Consider the following 19,976-nt stretch of genomic DNA (forward strand, 5'->3'; position numbering starts at 1 on the left):
AGCGGTGGCGGCGAACGCCGAGAAGAATCGTCCGAATTACTAGGCCACGTTGAACCGAGCCTGGACCAAGTTGGCAAATGGCAGCCGTCCGTAGAGGCTGATGAACTCTGCCTGGTATCCGGCTTCGGCGGAATCGACCTCGGCCGCCTCCAATTCTTTCCAGGCAATGACCAGGGACTGAGAGTCGGCAAGCTGCCACAGCAGCCGCCCACCCCAATGTCCTACGGGTTTCCCTCGGCCAAAGTCAGCGAACTCTTGGAGACGCTTTCGAAGTCCCCTGGTACCGGCGGTTCCTGCACCTGCTTTCCCGATGTACAGAACCTCTGCGTCGTCGATCCAGTGCGATTCCAAGGAGGGTAGGAGGATGGACGGATCCCGCTTTTTGAACTGTCCTCCCACGCTCGTCGCTAGGAACAGCCGCTTAAAGCCCTCTGGTTTCAGCACTGCGTAAATTCCCGGTACCTGCGGAACCTTGTGGATCTCCAGCTCGCGGAATGACAGGAAGCCTCGAAACCCATCATCTGCGAGCATCTGTCTGTCCATCTTCATTGAGCACTCCTATGTCGAAGCTTCGTGAATGTCCTAAAGCAGTCCCTCGTTACTTACCCAGCAGCTTTGCCAGGTAGCCCTCACCAACTACCGGAATTCCATAGCCGTGTGCATTCTTCGCCTTGCCAGAAAAGCAGTCCGGATCTGCCGCAACCAACAGCCTCACCGCCTTAGTGACCGCCGGATGAGGGACAGGACTCGGAGGGCTCAAGATCGGACATTTAAAGATACGCGACGCTCACAAGGCAATCGAATATGCCACTCAAGCTGGAGTGACTAGCAAGAGGAAACAGAACCAAGGGAACGGTCTCTACGGACTGCGAAGCTCAGTTGAATCGAACGGCGGCATGCTGCAGATTCATTCCGGTAGAGGTCAATGGAGCATTGACAATGCTAAGGGCATTTCTCGCAGTTCCGACCTCAGTCGACCTGTGCTGGATGCAATACATCACTACGGCACGACGGTTGACTGGCAACTGGATTGCTCGCGACCTGCTCGGATTACCGACGCTCTCGGCGTAGCGGAACGATCTAGTGACTTTCTGGAGGCAATCGAAACTCAGAACGGTTACTACCGGATCGGAGTCTCTGAACCCGAGGAGGCATTGGGGTCAAGGTCACTGGGTCGAGAGATTCGTAATCGGCTGTCGAATTACCTCAATGCTGGGACCGAACAAGTGGTCTTGGAGTTTAGTGGGATCGGAGTGGTTTCGTCGAGCTTTGCGGATGAGGTACTGGGCAAATTGGCAGCTGAACTAGGGGAGCTAGAGTACCGCCGCCGCATTGTCATCGACAGCGCTTCTCCGACTAACCGTGCGCTAGTGGAGCGCACGGTAGCTTTACGACTCGAGTCGGGCGTCTGATGGCCGAAAAGCGCACCGGCTGTCCTCACTGACGCCGACGTCGAGAGCCGTGGCAGCCGAGAGGCGCTGCGCAACCGGACGGACTGGCGCGAATTCTCCGCCATTCCTTAGCGGACATTTCTCTACGGGGCACCTAGTTCTTTGCGTGCTTAGTTAGGGTTCCAACGCCCGGTCATGCACCATCGGTCCGGCGGGAACTGCTCATGATCGGCTTGAAACGGGGCTGCTGGTCTGTCGGTGATCTGTCGACCGATAAGATCGTGTCCCATGACCTTCGTGCAATCGGACCCATCTCCTTCTGACGCTCAAATGGTGGATCTATTCGCCGGTCCAGGTGGATTGGATGTCGCCGCACGCTGGCTGGGATTGCCTGTGGCCGGTATCGAATGGGACGAAAATGCTTGCGCAACCAGACGGGCCGCCGGGCTGGAAACCGTGCAAGGTGACGTACGGGAGCACGGTCCGGCTGAGTTCCCCTACGCGACGATCCTCACCGGGGGGCCTCCGTGTCAGACGTACACCGTGGCCGGGGCAGGTGCCGGTCGTAAGGCGCTGGACCAGGTCCTGTCTTTCATTGCGCGCATGGTCGATGGCGACGACGTCACCACCGAGCTAGCCGCTTTGGATGATGAACGAACCGGGCTGGTGCTGCAGCCGCTGCGGTGGGCGCTGGAGGCCCATCAGGCAGGGAACGCCTACGAGGTGATCGTCTTGGAGCAGGTACCAGCGGTACTGCCCGTGTGGGAGGCCATGGCGAGGGTTCTGGAACCACTCGGTTACGAGTCCGTGACTGGCATACTCCATGCAGAGGAGTACGGTGTTCCGCAGACCCGCCGCCGCGCGATCCTAATTGCGAACCGGAACCGCAGCCCTGTACTACCTGCCCCAACGCACCAAAAGTTCAGGAGAAAAGAGATGGAAGTTTCCACGGACCGATCTGCGTTGCTGCCGTACCAGAGCATTGGCAAGACCCTGGACCGGGTAGAGCCCTTCGTAATGGTCTCCAATTATGGAACCGGCGGTGATCCGAAGGCCCGCGGTCGGCGCACTTCTAAGGAACCGGCTTTCACGGTTACCGGGAAAGTCTCCCGGAATCGCCTGTTCTCGGACAAGGGTGAACTGGATCGCCTCAACGTTTCAGAGGCGGGCCGGCTTCAGACGTTCCCCGCTGACTACCCGTGGTCAGGCAAGGACGTTTCCCAACAAGTGGGCAACGCCATTCCACCGCGCCTCGCGGCTCATGTCCTGGCTGCAGCTCTCGGGCGAGAACTCTCCCCGGGTTTCCTCGACACGATGACAAGAACACGGTGGATCGACGCCGACGACGAATTCACGAACATCACTGACGGCGCCCTTAGCCTCGCGTCGTCACAGCTCTGAGCGTCCACACGCTGTCAGGATCCCATTTCTAGATTCGTTTGTCGGACCTCGCCCACCGTAAATCACCGAGACCAAGGACGGTCTCCGGTGACCACGATGATGATCAAAACCCGGAGGGACCGGGGCCGTGATGGTATGAACCGGGGCGGAAAGAACAGAGGCGGTCGGGTAGAACCTGATCCATAAGCGGCCGTATGAGCAGGTTCCTGTCAGTTATTCGGTCGGTGTCCGGATATCGACGCAGTACAAGGGACAACGCTCCAGAGTTGCGTTGAGGAGGTCGCTGTTCGCCCGGGGGGTGCGCTTTTGGGTCAATGCGCCACTTCCCGGGATGACCCGTCGTCGTACGGAAGTCCTCGTCACCCGGAGAAACGGGCGGTGTTTGTCGACGGCTAGCTCAGGCATTCGTGCCCGCTCCACACTTCGTTGCCGCCGTCCAACCATGATTCGTGGGTTGCAGAGCTCGAGAAGAACGTGCCGCGGGACCTGCGCCCCCATCTGCGGGCCATCGGATGGGGGATGTCCGCGCTTCTGGGAGCGTGAGGACAGGGACCAAGGCGGCAGAGGTCATGTAGCAGTTCCTCGATACCAGTGGGCCCTGACTCGCCACACGGCGCGTATAAGAGTGGTTGTCCTTGAAGGGTTGTCGACATCGTTAGGATCGAGGAGTCGACGTGGGGGAAGGGAACAGCAATGACGCACGATTTTCTTTGGAGCGAGCCGGATCTAGTGCTCCTGGACTTCCTCGAAAAATGGCGGTCGGTGGTCCCACGTATCTACCTGGAGGATCCCAAAATGCTCGAGGAGCATGTGGGGCAGGAGAACTCGTTCCGTACGAGTGGCTACTCACGTCGTCAGATCACTGAACTGGTCCAGAACGCTGCCGACGCGATTCTCAGGTCGGGGAACACGGGAAGAATCAAGCTCGTCCTAACTGATCACTACCTCTACTGTGCGAACGACGGCAAGGACTTTAACCAGGCGGGAATCGACGCGATTACTCATGCCTACCTCAGCGATAAGAGGGGCGAAGAAATCGGTCGGTATGGCAACGGCTTCAAATCCGTCCTGGCCGTGACCGAAAACCCGCAGGTCTTCAGTCGTTCGGTTAGTTTCCAATTCGGGGCACCTGAGGCTCGTGCGATCCTCGCTGAGGTTGGCGCGCGCGGGAAAGACCTGCCGATACTGCGCCTACCTACGGTCTTGAATGCGGCGGTAGCGATCGCCGAAGATGCCACACTTCGGGAATTGACGGAATGGGCGAGCACAGTTGTGCGACTTCCGCTTCAACAAAACGTGGAGCTGGAGGAACAACTACTAAGCTTCCAGACCCAGTTCCTGATCTTCACTCCCCACGTGGAGAAATTGACGATGATCATACGCCGGAATGGCGGCCAGCAAGAGGTCGAGCACTCGTGCCGATCTATAGGACATTCGTCCTACGAACTGCAAGGCCCCCGGCTCGCTGCCCAGAAGTGGGCGATCTTCAAGAGGGAACACCACCCCTCGCTGGCGGCACGGCAAGAGGTGGATGATGCGATCGCCCGGAAGTCGATCCTCGTTACATGTGCAATGCCTTTAGACGCCCCAGGCAAAGAAGGTGAATTCTGGGCAAACTTCCCGCTGTCTGACCGAACCTCCGCCATAGGAATCTTCAATGCACCGTGGGCGCTGAGTGAGGACCGAAGTCACATCCTTAGCGAGAAGAAGTACAACGCCGAGATTTTCGACACAATGGCTCAACTATTCGTCGATTCCTTGCCGGACCTTCGAACACAGGAGCAGCCTGCGCGGCATCTCAGATATCTTCCCAGCCGACCCCAGGAGTACCACTCCCCAGCAGACAAGGCCTTGATCTCGCACATCCATCGCAAGGCCTCGGAAGCGGCCCTGATCCCCGACACCACGGGGCAGCTACACCACGGTTGCGACATTGTCGCTCTCAATTACGGGGTCGTCCTACCAGCGAGTGCCATGGCAATGTGGGCTGCTGCTCCCCATACCCCCCAGCACGTACCTCATGTGTCGTGTTACCAGGACGACAAGAGCGGGACCATCAGGGTTCGCCTACGAGAAATGCATCGACGATCGTTCGCCGATGCCGGAGCGCTCTTGCAACGAGATTTACCCCCCTCGAGGAACGAACTCGATCCCTCAACTTGGTTGGGCATGCTGGGCGATGTGGATGATGTGCGGTACTCACGGGCAGCCCTGGCGATGATTCCCAGCATTGAACCGGAGAAGGCTCGCGGAAGCTTGTCCTCGGCCCGAATCGTACCAACCGACAGGGGCCGGCGCGTTGCCCTCAACGAGTACGCGAGGGTTCACCTTCCCCCCGAGGACGGACCTGAGTTACCGGGCTATGAGCTCGTAGTGGAGGACATTGCCAAGAACGCGTCCTGCCGCAAGGTCCTCGAGAAATTCGGGTTCAGGACGCTGGATGCCGAGGTCGTCTTCACATCAATGCTCCCGAGCCTAGGGCCCGATTCTACCGATCGTCAGTGGGAAGCCCTTTGGGACCAAGCACTGAACCTCAAACCACATCAGTTGGCGCTGGTACTCAAGGACTGGAGGCGCGAGGGTAACATCGTCAAGGTCAGCACTAAGGCATCGACGTGGCGCGACTCCGAACAAGTCTTTGCACTTCAGAACCCTGCCGTGGACATCCCCTGGGCGGATCGTGCGCTGGCACCCAATTTCCTCACCAAGGAGCTCGTCGAGCTCCTCGGCATAGTGACCGGATTCTCACACCGGTATCCAGTGATCGAGGAACCCGAGTTCGTGCAGTATCGCGCATGGGCGGTGAATCGGGCCCGGGGGGCAGGCGCCGAGGACAAAGATTCAGCACCGGAAGACTGGTACTTCGCGGAAGAACGAGGGGGTGGGCCCATAGGGCTCCTTCATGATCTGTCCCAGGTGAGCCCTCAACCGACCCATGACCTGGTGCAGTTGACTGCAGCCCTGCTTAGGACCGGCACGTCCCGGGAATGGAATCTTCACAGCCCTGACGGATCAGAGAACTTCACGGTACCGGCCCCGCATCTGTGGGCCGTAATGACATGGGGATTGGCAGACACCTCCTTCCGTGTCGTCCTTCCTGCATCGCGCGTGGTGTCTCCGCTCCTGCAGCCATATTTTCCCTGGGTACCCCTACCCACGGATTCGCACTTCGGTATCCTGCCGTTGGCCGAGTCAATCGATGAGATCGACACGGACATTCTCATGGAGGGCCTGAGAGCGGGTCGGGGCATGCAGGCCACCGCTGCAGTGACCACATCCCTCCTGAACTTCCTGTCCAAAGCTCTTCCGAGGATTCGCGGCGAACAACGTTGGACGCATGAGGTGCCAGCAGTCGTCGGTCCGGTGATCGATCTGGTCGCGGCAGGGCAGATTTTCATCGCATCCGATGAGGCGCAGGTCGATGTCCTGAAACGATCGAAGAATCCCTACCTCTTCGTCCAGGACGAGACGCTCCGGAGCATCCTTTTCGAGCACGGGGACTTTCAGGACGCCGCGAGCGCCATCCGATTCGAATTGATTCCGCAGCAGCCTGTTGAGCCGGTGCTGCTCACAGACTGCATTCCGACCGTATACCGTTTGCTTGACCGGAAGGACCGGCGGCTAACCATCACGGAGTGCTCTGAGATCGTGGCGCGTCAGTTGACGCCGGTGGGTACGCAGGAGCAGCCTCTGAAGCGGGCGTTTCATGATGGGACGATTTATGTGACCAGTGATCCTTCCGTGAGGAGGGATGCTCATGATCTACTCGCCTGGATCAATCAGGAAGTTGGTCTGCGGTTGAGTGCCGTGGATATTGACGAAGTGGTCCAGGCTCTCTTTGCAGCTGATACGAACGAGGTGAGACAGCGGTGTCTTGCCGCGTCGTCCAATGAGGATCGGCTGAGGGTGTTGGCGTCACCCGATCAGCTCGATGCGAAACTTCCTCGTGGTCTCACAGGAACCCTTCGCGCGATGGGGACCTTAGTGCGTGACGATGACATGGCGCGATTGTTCCTTGATTCTTACGGTACCGACAGCCTAAGCCATCTTGCGGATGAGTTGAGGGCTCTCGGTTTGACGCCTCCTGACAAGTGGGGGGGCCTTGGGCCCGCCCGTAGGTTCGTCACGGAATTGGGATTCACACCCGATTTTGCCGGGACGTCCAAGCCCTCGCGGCCGGCCGCGGAGACCATTATGGGTAAACCTGGGCTCGGGGCGTTGCATGATTATCAGCAGGAAGCTCTGCGTGAACTACGGTTCTGCCTTCGTTCTAACCCCGGGAATGCAGACAAGGCTCTCTTGGAGTTGCCGACCGGTGCTGGAAAGACCCGTGTCGCTGTGGAGTCGTTGGTCATGGCGTTCTTGAACAACGACTTCGTGGCCATCGGCCCGGTGTTGTGGATCGCGCAGTCCGAGGAGCTGTGCGAACAGGCGATCACGACGTGGAGCGAGGTGTGGCGGGAGTTCTCCGACGAGAGGTCGTTGAGTATCAATCGGTTTTTCGGCACGCATCGGCCGCAGGCACCTGAGTTGGAGTTGAGCGTGGTCGTGGCGACCGATGCGATGCTCTACGAGCACATCGATGATGATTCTTACGATTGGATCTATGATCCAGTCGCCGTGATCGTCGACGAGGCCCATCGGGCGGCGGACAACAAGATGTACAGGAGGATCTTCCAGCGTCTCGGCGTCGACCTCGGGAACCGCGAGCGTCCTTTGATCGGTCTTTCGGCCACTCCTTACCGCGGGAGGAACCCTGAGGCGACGAGTCTGTTGGCGAAGCGGTTCGGGAACAACCTTGTCCAGACGTTGGGCGCCGACCCGATCAAGGAGCTCCAGGATCGCGAGGTGCTGGCTCGTATCGATCATCAGGTCCTTCCCGGTACGCAGTTGACCATCGACCAGTCGGAGCTCGGATTCAACAACTTGTCACAGGACACTTTGGACCGGGTGGGTGGGGACCAGGAACGGACAAAGGGCATCGTCAATCACATCTTGGCATTGCCCGAGGAATGGAAGGTTCTGGTATTCATGCCTTCGGTGCTGTCTGCTCAGGTGCTGGCGACGATCTTGATGAGTGAGGGCATACAAGCCGCCTCGGTTAGCGGGCGGAGTTCGCGCGGTGAGCGATCAAAGGTGATCTCAGACTTCAAGCGCGGCTCCCTCCAGGTCCTGGTCAACTGCGAGCTGTTGACGCAGGGTTTCGATGCACCTCAGATCCGTGCCCTCTACGTCGCCCGGCCGACGTTGAGCGAAAGCCAGTACGTGCAGATGGTCGGTCGTGGACTGCGAGGACCCAAGAACCGTGGATCGGAGCGGTGCTTAGTGGTGAACCTCGAGGACACTATCGAGAACGTCAACGTCGATCTGGCCTACCGGGGGTTCACCCAGTATTGGGGGGTCGAGGGGTCGTGAGGTTAATCCCACCGGCGGAGTACATCGACGCCCAGAGTCCTGCGGAGCGGAAAATCGCCGAACTCCTCACCGCAATCCGGTCCGACGACGGTGTCGCATACCATTCGGTCCACCTTCCTCGCCACCGCAAACAGGTGATGGGTGAGGCGGACTTCGTGGTCCTTTGGAAGGGGACGATCCTCGTACTGGAGGTCAAAGGAGGGCGGATCGGGAGGACCGAGGACGGCCTCTGGTACTCCATGGACCGGCAGGGCATCCAACATCCTCTGCGGCGCAGCCCATGGGTGCAGGCCAAGGACGCTTCGTTCGCGTTACTCGATATCCTCACAAGGCAGTTCGACGAGAGCGGGTGGCCGTTCGCCTATGCGGTGGTGACCCCTGACCAGAATCTGACCGCGGACGCGGAATGGGTTCCGCAGCAACACATCGGGTTGGATCGGATGACTCCCGCCGGGTTGGAGCGAAGCCTGGACGCGCTGGCTCGTCTAGCCCGTACACCACCGAGTGACTCCGACTACTCCCTGCGCCAGGGCCTACGTCCGATGGCGAACCTCTCGACCGTCGTCACCCACCTGCGCCGCCAGGTGGACGCTATGCGGACCGTGCCGGACACGGAGATGCTCATCGACCGGAACATCGTAACCATGACCGATGAACAGGTTGACGCGATGCGGGCCTTCGAACGCAATCCACGGGTCCTGGTCCTGGGCGGTGCCGGTACGGGTAAAACCGTTGTGGCGATCGAAGCGGCACGTCGGGCGGTGGCCGACGGCAGTTCGGTGGCTTTCGTCTGCGGCTCCCCCGGCGTGTTGAGGTTCGCGTCTGAATTGTTGAGCGACTGCCCGGTGCAGGTGGTGCCCTTCGATTCGATTCCCGGCGACCCCGTCTTCGATGTGGTTGTAGTCGACGAGGCACAGGACCTGCTGAACCTGGAGGACATGAGCAGACTTTCGGAATCTGTCCGCGGCGGGTTGCAGAACGGTCGGTGGTGGATCTTCCTGGACCCCAACAATCAGACTCATCTGATCGGGGTGTTCGACGAGATGGTGTACCAGGAGATCCAGACCGGTGCCATCATCGTCGATCTGACGAAGAACGTCAGGAACGCCCGCACCGTGGTGACCGCGGTGCAGTCCCATCTCGGGGCGGACCTGGGAAGCCCACGCATCGGTGAAGGACCGGACGCATCGATCGTACAGGCCCGCACCCCGGAAGAAGCCCGCCGTCTTCTGGACGGGCGCCTCAGCACCCTTCGAGACCAGGGCGTCAGTCGGAAGAAGATCACCATCATCAGTGCCGCCGCCGACCCCTCGGCGTCAATACTTGCCATCGAAGGGCGACCACCGGCGAACTACACCATGGAGAACCAGTCCTATGAGGTCGTCACAGCAGCGAACATCAAAGGTCTGGAGCGGGAGCACGTGATCGTCATGGACGTCGCTGACCTGGACACCACCGGGGGTCGGGCCGGGTCCTATGTCGCGATGACCCGGCCTCGCTACTCGCTCTACGTCATCAGTTCTCCCGGCGCCTACCAGATCATGGGACGAAACGCGCTGCAGTACATACAGAAGCAGGTAGGAAAGGCCGGTGCCCGCAATGAATGAAGCCGTCGAACGCCAAAAGCGCGTGGTCGAGCACCTCGAACAGCAATACCTGGGCCCAATCGAGGGACCAGAGGAACTACTCAGGAATCGACCGAACGCTACCTACCTCGTCGGAGTCCTCTACCCCGTCGGTATCGGGGTAGAGGTCGAGGAGCCACAACCCTCCACCGAGGACAATCCAGGTGAGGAAGGGATCGACGGTACCGAGGAACTCGCCATCGACATGGCGAACGCTTACCAGCCCTCCTCCAGCGCCCTGTCGTTCATCCATGATGGCGAGGCAGTGGACATCACCCTGGGATACGCCACCTACAGCGAGGAGAAGACCGACACCCACATCGCGTGGCGGCGTCAGGGCCACCAGTTCTCCGGCATCCGCTGCGAGCAGCGAGCCGACGCGGAGGCCCCCGGGGACGGGCGGGTAGCACTGGACGTACGATGGCGGCCTTTCGGACAGAACAGTTCACTGGTCACGGTTGCCATCAGCAACACCCGCGTAGCCCCGAAGAACGACGAAGGAGAAGGACAACTACGCAGCGAGGACTGCCTGTACCAGGTCGGCATGACCGTACGCTCGATCGGGGGCCGGATCCTTCCCTACAGGTCGGTCGAGGACCTCCGCCTGGATCCGGAACAGGAAGAACTCGCGGTGCGCTACCGACACCGTCAGGTCTTCGCCGTGGGCCACGGGACATCCGTGCGCTGGCAACATGACGGGACCGGCGGGTGCTCCTCGGTGTCCTTGGACCCACTACCCAGCTATACCGTCCCCACCGTCGAGGCCAAGACAAGTGACGCCGGTATCCTGCGGCTGGACCGACTCACCCAAATCCAGGACGACACCGCAGACGTCCTCGCGGAGCTCAGGGCCTTTGTCGACGAATACCGGCTGTGGACCCAGGAACAGCAGGACCAGGCACGAGGACTCGACGAACACCATCGGCCGGCAGCCGGGAGGATCACCGACCGACAGCGATACGCCGTCGACCGCATGCACGAAGGAATCATCCTGCTCGAGGGCTCCTCGAGCGCCAGGGACGCCTTCCGTTTGGCCATGTCCGCCATGTCCGAGCAGATGCTCCAATCAGATCGTGCGAAAGCCGCCGGCTCCGAAGGAAAGAGGCTCAGACGCGAACCCACGTGGCGGCCGTTCCAGTTGGGATTCATCCTCGTCGCCCTTACCAGCACCGCGGACGTCAATCACCCGGACCGGGACCTCGTTGACCTGATCTGGTTCCCCACCGGTGGAGGCAAGACAGAGGCCTACCTCGGGTTGGCGGCCTTCGAGATCTTCCGGCGCCGGCTCGAGCACGGGATCAGAGGAGGCGGTACAGCCGTCATCACCCGCTACACCCTGCGCCTGCTGACGACACAACAGTTCCAGCGCGCCGCGACTCTGGTGTGTGCCATGGAACGCCTCCGGGCGAGTGATCCACTTGCGCAGGGCATGGCGCCCTTCACCATCGGACTATGGGTCGGTAACGCCACCACTCCCGGGACGCAAAAGGAGGCGATCAAACGCCTGGAGCTCACCAGGAGACGGGAGATCCCCGACAACCCCTTCCAACTCACCGAATGCCCTTGGTGCGGGCACCGCATGATGCCAGAAACCAGGTCCGAACGTGCCGGTGACTACGGGGCCGTCCACTCGGCCGGTGACATCTGGCTCCGCTGCCCGGACCGGAACTGCCTCTTCCACGACCGGCTTCCCGTCGAGGTTGTCGACGAGAGGATCTACAGGTACCCGCCCACCATCTTGCTGGCGACCGTCGACAAGTTCGCGCGACTGCCCTTCAAGCAGGAGGCAGGGGTCCTGCTGGGTGCCGGCACCACGGCGAACGAGCCACCGTCGCTGATCCTCCAGGACGAGATGCATCTACTGTCCGGTCCTCTGGGCACCACGGTCGCGATCTACGACGCCGCTGTCCTGGGCATCATCGGGGAGGTCGGCGGACACCCCAAGATCGTTGCCTCCACCGCGACGATCCGCTCGGCCGAGGACCAGGTGAAAGGCCTCATGGCCCGGAACGTCCAACTGTTCCCACCGTCGGGGCTCAATGAGGAGGACAGCTACTTCGCCCGCCCAACGCAGGACCCCGACGCCCCGGGCAGGACCTACATCGGTCTCATGCCTCAGGCCTTCACCCAGTCCACCTCGGTAGTGCGTGCGATGGGCGCCATGCTCGAAGCACCCGGGCGGGCCGCGCACGGACCACAGGACCTCGAGGGAACTGATGCCTACTGGACGGCCGTGGCCTACCACAACAGCCTGCGCGAACTGGGGCGCACCGTGACCCTCATCCGCGACGACGTCAACAGTCTGCTGGCCACCCGACGTGGACCCGAAGGCAGGACACGTCAGGTCCGCGGTGACGGAATGGTGGAGCTGACCAGCCGCGTGGATGCCGAGGACCTTCCCAATGCTCTGCGACGGCTAGGGCGCGGCCTCGACAAAGGCGATGCTGTGGACGTGGTCGCCTGCACGAACATGCTGTCGGTGGGGATCGACGTCCCACGGCTGGCCCTGATGCTGATGAACGGTCAACCCAAGACCACCTCGGAATACATCCAGGCCACCAGTCGCGTTGGACGCGGTGACGTCCCGGGCGTCATCGTCACGTTGTACCGAGCCTCACGCCCTCGCGATCGTTCCCACTACGAGTCCTTCCTCGGCTACCACCAGTCGCTCTACCGTAGTGTGGAACCGACCAGTGTCACCCCCTGGTCGGCAGCGTCCAGACACCGATCCTTGGCAGCAGTCCTGGTGACCATGGTCCGGCACCTGAGCCCATGGCGTGAGGACTCCCAGGCAGTACTCTTCCGGGCTAATTCCAACGTGGTGCGTAACGTCCGGGAGACGATCCTGGACGTCGTGGAACGTTCGGACCCAGACGAGTACCAGCCCACGCAGGAGCATCTTGACCGGTTGATTGACCAGTGGCGTATCCGCACCTCACCGGATCCCGATACCGGGGAATCGACGCTGCGGTACCAGCCCCTACGAGCGAAGTACGGAGAGCCTGCCCTGATGCGCGCATTCGACGAGGATCGAGATGGGTGGGCCGTGATGAATTCGATGCGCAGCGTCGATTCGAACATCAACATGAAGATAATCGGGGAGAAGGCATGAGTCCCAAAGCCAAAGCACGGCAGGACAAGGCACCTGAGATGCGTCAGCTCAGACTGCAGGAGACCATCTACCCGTTTGGGGTCGGCGCCATCGTCGACATCAAGGGCGAATCGTTCATCGGCATGGATACAGGGACGTGGAACGAGAAGACCTGCGAGCCCCTGTCCTGCCCACCCTTGGAACGGGCGTTAGGGGTCCTGCAGCTGCGCCGCCCCCCGACCGCAGGGGAATACAGTCACAACCCCAACTTCGCCCTGCCCTACCGGCGGTTCCCGAAATGGCGTTTCTGCCAGGACTGCGCCTTGATGTCCAACCGGATCCATCACAAGAACGGAGCCAGTACCAACAGCTGCTCCAGATGTGCAGGACCGATGGTCCCCATGCGTTTCGTCGCCGTCTGCGACGCCGGAGGCCATATCCAGGACCTCGACTGGCGGCGGTGGTCCCACTTCGAGTCCTCGACCGACGAGCAACGCCAGTGCAAGGATTTTGAGCACCTGGAATTGCGGACGACGCCGGGCTCAGGCGAAGGCCTGCGATCGTTGCGGGTCCTGTGTCGCTCCTGTGACGCCTCAAGACACCTGGGGTCGCTGGGACGCAACACGTCCTTGTCCGAGGAAGGGTACAAGTGCTGGGGGCTGCAGCCGTGGGAACCGCAGGACACCACCAAGGAATGCACGAAGGAACTGCGGGTTGTCCAACGGGGTTCCACCAGCGTCTATCAGGCGGAGACGGCTTCGGCGATCGACATCCCGGAAGTGGAATCCGCCACAATAGCACTGCGGGACAAAGTCCTCCAGAACGACATGTTCAAGGCTGTATTCGGACAACAAGCAGGACCCTTGCTTGACCATGCCGTCCCCCTCGTATCCGCCCAGACCGGAGCCCCGGAGCACATGGTTCGTCACTTGCTGACGACCGACCCGGCGGCCGACACTTCACAGTTGCAGAGCAACCTGCACTCAGGAGAATGGGCGGCGTTCGACAGGGTGCTGGCCGGGGACACGGAAGTGACGAACCCAGATTTCGACGTACATCCTTCCGACTACCCCCAGGAACCGGGCGTGCTGCCAGCCCTGGCCGGATTGGTAGCGGACGTCGGCCTGGTCCGCCGGCTACGGGAGGTACGAGCTCTGCGGGGTTTCCGTCGCTACGGGCAAGAAGACTTCACCCGGGTGGACCTCGGAAGCATCGACGGCCTCAAGTGGTACCCGGCCATCGAGCAGTTCGGGGAAGGTATCTTCCTCCGTTTCAATGAGCAGGCCCTCAATACATGGGAGGAGGACCCCGCCGTCCAGCGACGGACTCAGCACTGGATGGATCGAGGGACGAAGCTTGCGAACCGTAGAGGTGTCATCGCCGATCTCCACCCCCGCTACGTGCTCCTGCACACACTGGCACACCTATTGATGCGCCGATTGGAGTTCCAGAGCGGGTACTCCGCGTCGTCCCTGTCCGAACGTATCTATGCCTCAAGCGACGGTCCGGACCCCCAAGGCGGTCTGTTGATCTACACCAGCAGCGGGGACGCCCAGGGCACCCTCGGTGGCCTGGTCCGCCTGGGAGAGGCCCGGTACTTCTCTCGACTGCTCTTGGGCGCGGTCGAGGACGCCGACCGGTGCTCCAACAACCCCGTATGCACCGAGAGCCGGGGGCAGGGCATGAACAGCCTCAACCTGGCTGCTTGCCATGCGTGCAGCCTCATTTCCGAGACCTCCTGCGAGCGCAATAACATCTATTTGGATCGTAAGCTTCTCGTGGGTGATGAGTCCGTGCCCGGTTTTTTCCGTACTGTCCTGATGGATGCCCGCGCGAGCATTGAAGGGTGAACTGCGGAGGGCTTCGTATTGGAGACGAGTGTCTCCAACTACGCTGATCAAAGGACCCGGAAAAGGGCGCTGTCACCGGTCCCCACACGCCTGGAAGACAGGTATCCGTTCGAGACTGAACATCTCAGTTCCATGTAATGTGATGGACGATGACTGCTAACGTCTTTGATGACCCGTTCACTCTTTTCAACGACCCGCAATGGGCGGCAGAAGAACAAGGGAGTGCGAAAGACACTGCTGGATCCCGCAAGGCACGACGGGCCCGTCCCTCTTCCCCGGACCTGGGCAAACGCCCCGAACCGGCGCTGAAGTCGCGTTCCCGCAGGACCACAGCTGTCCCACCTACTCCAGCCCAAGACCCGGAAATCCACCACATAAAGGGCTCGATTCAAGCAGCCGACCCACAGGGAGTCTGGTGCGGGCGTGCCATCCGCAACGCTCTCGACCAGGCCTACGACGGTCGGCGGACGGGGCGCTGGGATTTGACCCAGCTGACAAAAGCCGAATCAGCCCATGTCGGACCCCTCATCGAGATCTGGCTCCAACGGGTACTAAAACTCGACGACGGCATCACCACCTCGCTCCAGATCGCCGGGGCCGACGTCGCCTGTACGTGGAGCGAGAGGCTCGACAGCTGGACACTCGACCGCCCCGTTCCCGAGCAACGTGAAGTGCCCTACTTGGTGATATGGGCCAATGAGGAGACTTCACGGTTCAGCCTTGGTATCCTCCGCCCCGGCCCTGACTCGCGAGGAGTGGCATCTATGGACCGCGGACGCCCCCGTTTGTCCCAAGTCGGGATCGATCGGATTCTTTGGGTCTTCGACGGTTGTGCCTTACCGACCAACGTACTTGTTAAACATCCCGAAACGGCCATGGCGGCCGTAAGTCAATCCTCGGGCCAGAAAGCCGTCAACATGTTGTTCCGTCATTTGCAAGGTGAGCTTGTGCAACATTCCGCCGTGGAGACGGTCGCCCAGCAGATCGACTCCTCGAAGCGGGTCCGTGAGGCTCGAGAACAGCTGAGAGGCGAGGGGATCGTCATTCTGGGGCCCTATCATCCTCAACCCGAAATCGCGGCGGCACTCGGGCTGCCGTCCCCGCGAGCGGGAACCTTCGTGAGTCACCGTTTAGCCCCCATGGAAGCCGGGGAAGTCGGTACTGGCGCGGAGATCGATGGTGGTAGGTGGCGTCTTGCCGTCCCAGGTGATCCGGTTACCATGGCGCCGGTGCTCCCCATCCTAGGCAAGCAAAGGACCTAACCCTGACAAGCGTGGCCGATCACAGGCGCTGTGATGGAGACCCACTTAATCCGAGCCGGAAAATCGTCGCCGAGCAGTTACATGGGATACAGAAGCCAGTGGGGGTACCCGCTTCGACTAGACATCAAAGTCCCTGGCCAAGCGTGATCCCTAAAGTGAATCGAACCCCGACCGGGCTGTTTTGATTATGGCAGTTTGAGTGGGGTGGGGACCGGTTCTGCAGTCTGAGTTGGGCCCATTTAGCCAGAGCTGGACTCAAAGCGCGGCAACACAAAACGCTCGGCCCGTGCAGTGCAGGCCGAGCGTCTTGCGTGATTCCAGACTAAGCACCTGATTTATGGGTGCTCCACCTAGACCTCACCGAACCTTTTTCACATTCGGCTGGGGTTACTGCTTCTCTTCGACGGTGATGGTCCAAGCCTGGAAGTTTGCTGCCGCCACGTCGAGGTAATACTTACCTGCGGACTTGTGGATTGCCGTTTCACTCGACTCATCCTTACTGAGCATCTTGAGCGGTATTCCGCCGTCCTTCGTTTTGTCTTTTCCGTCGTCCATCAGGTAGATGGCGCCTATTGCCGCGGACTGACCGTTAAGCATGGTTCCGCCCGTGAATGAGTAAACGAGACGGGCTTCCTTGCCTGACAACTGGAATGACTGGCTTGCCATATCGGATGACCCGGCCAGTTCTGCGACCTTTGTCCACACAGCGGGGGCGGCGGGGGCAGCGGGAGCGGCTGGGTTGGCGGCTTGAGCGCTGGCGGCCGTCGTTGCCGGAGCGCTCGTCGCTCCCGTGTCTTTTGCCCCCGAGTTGGAAGCAGTCGCGATGATAAAAATGACCAGAATAATCAGAGGGAGAAGAAACCGCTTCTTCTTGAACCAAGGCCGTGACGCCTTGCGGTAAGCCTTGTCAGCTGCTGCTTGGGCCTTGGCGTTACCTTTGACGTCGGTTTGTGTGGTGTTCTCGGTCATTTGTGGATCCTGTCTAGAGTTGCTCTTGGGTGCGAGCTGAAGTTCTTGTTCTAAACAACGACGCTGGGTTATCCCCAGATCAGTCCGAATGACACAATTCCCCCAACTAAGATGTGACAGTAGTGCCACATCGGAAATCCGACAAATCTCAAGCAACATTTACTTCCGCGCCGATGGGGCGTCACACGCAAGACAACGGTTGATGGACCTTGTTGCCGCCCGTCCGTTTGCCAACCAGGCAGACCGCTATGCCAAAACGGGGGGTTCGTTCTTTTCGATCACAACAGCGTTGCCGTTCGCGGTCACTGCAAACAAGAATGGCAGGTACAGCGTTCCGCCCGAACTACTTGCAGTCTCGGGGTCCATGGTCAGGTAGTCGAAATCCACTCCGATCACAGCGTTGCATCCGAGTGCATAGGCTGCCTCCTTCAACTCCGCCAAAGCGTTTTGCCGGATCTGCGAAAGCCCTGTCAGCAGGTCTGCGCCGACATCCTTGTTCACGCCCCCAAACCAGCTGCGCGGACGGTCCATCGATACCGCATCGTCGCCAGAGATATAGCCTGAGTACCTGGTGATGCCGTAGCCCTCAAAGTTGAAACCGGAGGTGATGAGCATACTCGCCACGGCTTGCTGCTTCGCTAGCTCAGCCTGCTCCTCGTTGGCCTGCTCAAACGCAAGACGTTCCTGCTCCTGAGCTGTCCGCGCCTTCTCCTCTGCAAGATACTGCTTGTAGTGGCCGATTATCTCGTCCGCGTTGACGCCGTCGTCAACGCTCAGGCCAGTCATCCCGGACTTGTACTGCAAACCGGACTGTTTTAACCACTGGTCGAATCCGGCTGGGTCAAGTTGGAAGTTCTTCGCGATGTCTCTGGTTTTCACGTAACTCTCTATCCTAGATACTTCAGGGTGTTCTGGTTGGTGGTGGCAACATCAAAGATCAAACAGTGCGGGCGACGGGCCGTTCGGTGCTGCGTTCTGGGATGCTCTATTTGATAAGCCCATGTGAACGGACTTGCTTTATCCAGTCCGGGAATTCCGTCAGCATCTTCGCGAAGAGCACCGAATCGCCGATTGCGTCCACGTCGCCGATGGGCTCATAGTTGGCGTTGTCCACGAATCGGTCCTTAAGCGTGTCCAGTTGCTCAAGAAATTCCATCTGCTGCTTACCGATGGAAAGGAACTTCCAAAAAATGGGGGCAGTGGACACCTCGGTCAAAGCCTGTATGGCAGCCTTCTTATTGTCCGGACTGCCATCAGTAAGGAACAGTGCATAAACGGGTATGTCAGCGGGCTTGGACGTCGGTGACCCGCCCTGAGCTGGCTGCACTTTGCGAAGTCCAAAGAATCCCCTCTTAGCCGGGGCCGGCGGGGCCTGCGGCGTGAACCCGAAATGGTCACGAATGGTCAGAAAGGCATCGGAGTAGTTGGTGCTGCCCATCCGCCGGTTTCTGGTCAATCGATCCACGGAACCGGCAAAGTCACCGATGCTGATTTCGCCCAGGTACGCCGCTGTGGAGTCGAAGACGAAGAAGTCGATGGACCCGTCATCATCGAACTGCGTTGCCAAGGCCAAAGCCTTTTCGACCAGTCGCTGCATAGCACCGGACCTGTAAACGTCGTGCATAGACCCTGAATAGTCCAAGGCGACCGCCACCTTGGCCTTCTGGCCGTTAAGTCCGGAGAGATCGACGACCTCAATTGCGGTCTTGGCCAGTGACAGAAGCCCCGGCGCCTGGGCGCTGATCTTCTCGAGCGAGAGTCCCATTGCTAGTCCTTGTCGTTGTGGTGTTGTGGGCTTGTGGACGTCGGATGAGGCTACCGCGTCCTAGTGGCGGCGCCTCAGTACTTTCAGATTGCTCCTGTCAGGCTCAAGACCCATTTGGCAGGATCTAGGGAACGGAACGGGGCTATCCCTCGAGGGTGGACGGACTGCCCGCGAGGGGCCTCCCCGAGTGCGGAGACGGCGAAGAAGCGGTAAGGGATCGGTTGCCCGCTGTGGGGATTTTCAAGGCTCAGGACGAGGCGGCCCGCGTTGAGCTTGTGCAGCAGGCTCCGTACTTCCTCGTGCAGAAGCTCGCCGTCGTCTTCCTGATATTGGGCGCTCTCAAGGCTGGGGTCCCGGAGGAATGCAGCGCCGGAGTTGGACATGATGGATTGCCAGTCAATGTCCTCTACTTTCCGCAACTCATGCATGGCATCGAATTTTGAAAGGATCACAGCCAGGCGAGGTGTGGCACCGCCAATGATGTTCATCAGGTTGGCCAGCACTGTGTGCGGATCACCGCCCAATTGACTCTGAGTGGGAACCAGGTCCTGCAATTTGGCCCGGATCTCTGGAACCGCCATCGGGTCAAACATGAAGAAGACGGCGTCGGCGTTGGCGAGGAAATGCAACGGCGCAGTGTCCGCAGGAGGTCTTTCCATGTCTTCGCCGGCCACATCACGGATCACAAGAAACCTCCTGACCCCGTTTAGGATGCCGAGACTGAAAATCAAGGGTTCTCGCTGATAGGAACTGTCCGTGATAGCACTCGGCGTCGGGGGCATCAGACCGCGCGATTCATATAGGGGCTTCTCGTAAATCTCCGTGTAGTTATCGCGTGTGCGGGCGTCCGCGAATTCTACGGTGCTGCTGAGTTTGGCCATGAGCTGATCCAACTGCTTCACCAGGACGGCAATATAGAGCGACTTACCGGTGGCGCGGGACCCGTTCATTGCGACGCAGGTTGCGTGACCGTCGCGCCAGCCGGGAAGCAGCCCGTGGTGGCACCGTACGCAGGCCTCCTGGACCGTTTGATTACACTCGGGACAGCATGTTGGTACTTCGGGTGCCCAGTTCTTGCCTGCGTTGGCGGGACGTACCCGGTAGATCAAGGGTCCGTTTTCAACGGTTTTGCCGGCATAGCGGGCCGCCACCTCATCAGGCTGGGTGGGGCAGCGTCCGGACCGGCAGATCCACATGTAACCGTCAT

General features: G+C 60.2%; 12 protein-coding genes. 7 read left to right on the top strand and 5 right to left on the bottom strand.

The features are described 5' to 3' along the window. Positions 1-39 precede the first annotated feature (39 nt). On the bottom strand, positions 40-549 hold the full coding sequence (locus ACP7AX_RS01280; protein ID WP_426225086.1) for a hypothetical protein: 510 nt from the start codon (positions 547-549) through the stop codon (positions 40-42). Between the two features lie 347 nt (positions 550-896). Here ACP7AX_RS01280 and ACP7AX_RS01285 point away from each other — a divergent pair, with 347 nt between their 5' ends. The 7 genes from ACP7AX_RS01285 (at position 897) to ACP7AX_RS01315 (ending at position 16,035) form a co-directional block, all read left to right on the top strand. After that, on the top strand, positions 897-1,412 hold the full coding sequence (locus ACP7AX_RS01285; protein ID WP_426225292.1) for an STAS-like domain-containing protein: 516 nt from the start codon (positions 897-899) through the stop codon (positions 1,410-1,412). Positions 1,413-1,679: 267 nt separating this feature from the next. Continuing rightward, positions 1,680-2,792: a DNA cytosine methyltransferase gene (locus tag ACP7AX_RS01290; protein WP_426225087.1), complete on the top strand. Its 1,113-nt coding sequence runs from the start codon at positions 1,680-1,682 to the stop codon at positions 2,790-2,792. A 693-nt stretch (positions 2,793-3,485) separates the two neighbouring features. Further along, positions 3,486-8,207 (top strand): DEAD/DEAH box helicase, encoded by a 4,722-nt coding sequence (locus ACP7AX_RS01295; protein WP_426225088.1) that lies wholly within the window; start codon positions 3,486-3,488, stop codon positions 8,205-8,207. Then, positions 8,204-9,814, top strand: coding sequence for an NERD domain-containing protein (locus ACP7AX_RS01300; protein WP_426225089.1), 1,611 nt, complete (start codon positions 8,204-8,206; stop codon positions 9,812-9,814). The genes ACP7AX_RS01295 and ACP7AX_RS01300 overlap by 4 nt, the downstream gene beginning before the upstream one ends. After that, entirely contained in the window at positions 9,807-12,944 is a 3,138-nt protein-coding gene (locus ACP7AX_RS01305) for a helicase-related protein (protein WP_426225293.1), read from the top strand. Before ACP7AX_RS01300 ends, ACP7AX_RS01305 begins: the two co-directional genes overlap by 8 nt. Then, on the top strand, positions 12,941-14,773 hold the full coding sequence (gene drmB / locus ACP7AX_RS01310) for a DrmB family protein (RefSeq protein WP_426225090.1): 1,833 nt from the start codon (positions 12,941-12,943) through the stop codon (positions 14,771-14,773). Before ACP7AX_RS01305 ends, drmB begins: the two co-directional genes overlap by 4 nt. A 149-nt stretch (positions 14,774-14,922) precedes the next feature. Next, on the top strand, positions 14,923-16,035 hold the full coding sequence (locus tag ACP7AX_RS01315; protein WP_426225091.1) for a NaeI family type II restriction endonuclease: 1,113 nt from the start codon (positions 14,923-14,925) through the stop codon (positions 16,033-16,035). A 387-nt stretch (positions 16,036-16,422) separates the two neighbouring features. On the opposite strand, the gene ACP7AX_RS01320 is transcribed toward ACP7AX_RS01315, so the two are convergent. The 4 genes from ACP7AX_RS01320 to ACP7AX_RS01335 form a co-directional block, all read right to left on the bottom strand. Further along, positions 16,423-17,004 carry a hypothetical protein gene (locus ACP7AX_RS01320; protein WP_426225092.1) on the bottom strand — a complete coding sequence of 194 codons (582 nt, stop codon included), beginning with the start codon at positions 17,002-17,004 and terminating at the stop codon, positions 16,423-16,425. Between the two features lie 246 nt (positions 17,005-17,250). Next, complete coding sequence (locus ACP7AX_RS01325) at positions 17,251-17,883, bottom strand: heavy metal-binding domain-containing protein (protein ID WP_426225093.1); 633 nt, start codon at positions 17,881-17,883, stop codon at positions 17,251-17,253. A 106-nt stretch (positions 17,884-17,989) separates the two neighbouring features. Then, complete coding sequence (locus ACP7AX_RS01330) at positions 17,990-18,769, bottom strand: VWA domain-containing protein (RefSeq protein WP_426225094.1); 780 nt, start codon at positions 18,767-18,769, stop codon at positions 17,990-17,992. A gap of 83 nt (positions 18,770-18,852) precedes the next feature. After that, a complete protein-coding gene (locus tag ACP7AX_RS01335) occupies positions 18,853-19,920 on the bottom strand; it encodes a TRAFAC clade GTPase domain-containing protein (RefSeq protein ID WP_426225095.1) in 1,068 nt (355 codons plus the stop codon). Between the last annotated feature and the right edge of the window lie 56 nt (positions 19,921-19,976).

This window comes from Pseudarthrobacter sp. DSP2-3-2b1 (assembly GCF_049895945.1).
In the GTDB taxonomy this organism is placed as follows: domain Bacteria; phylum Actinomycetota; class Actinomycetes; order Actinomycetales; family Micrococcaceae; genus Arthrobacter.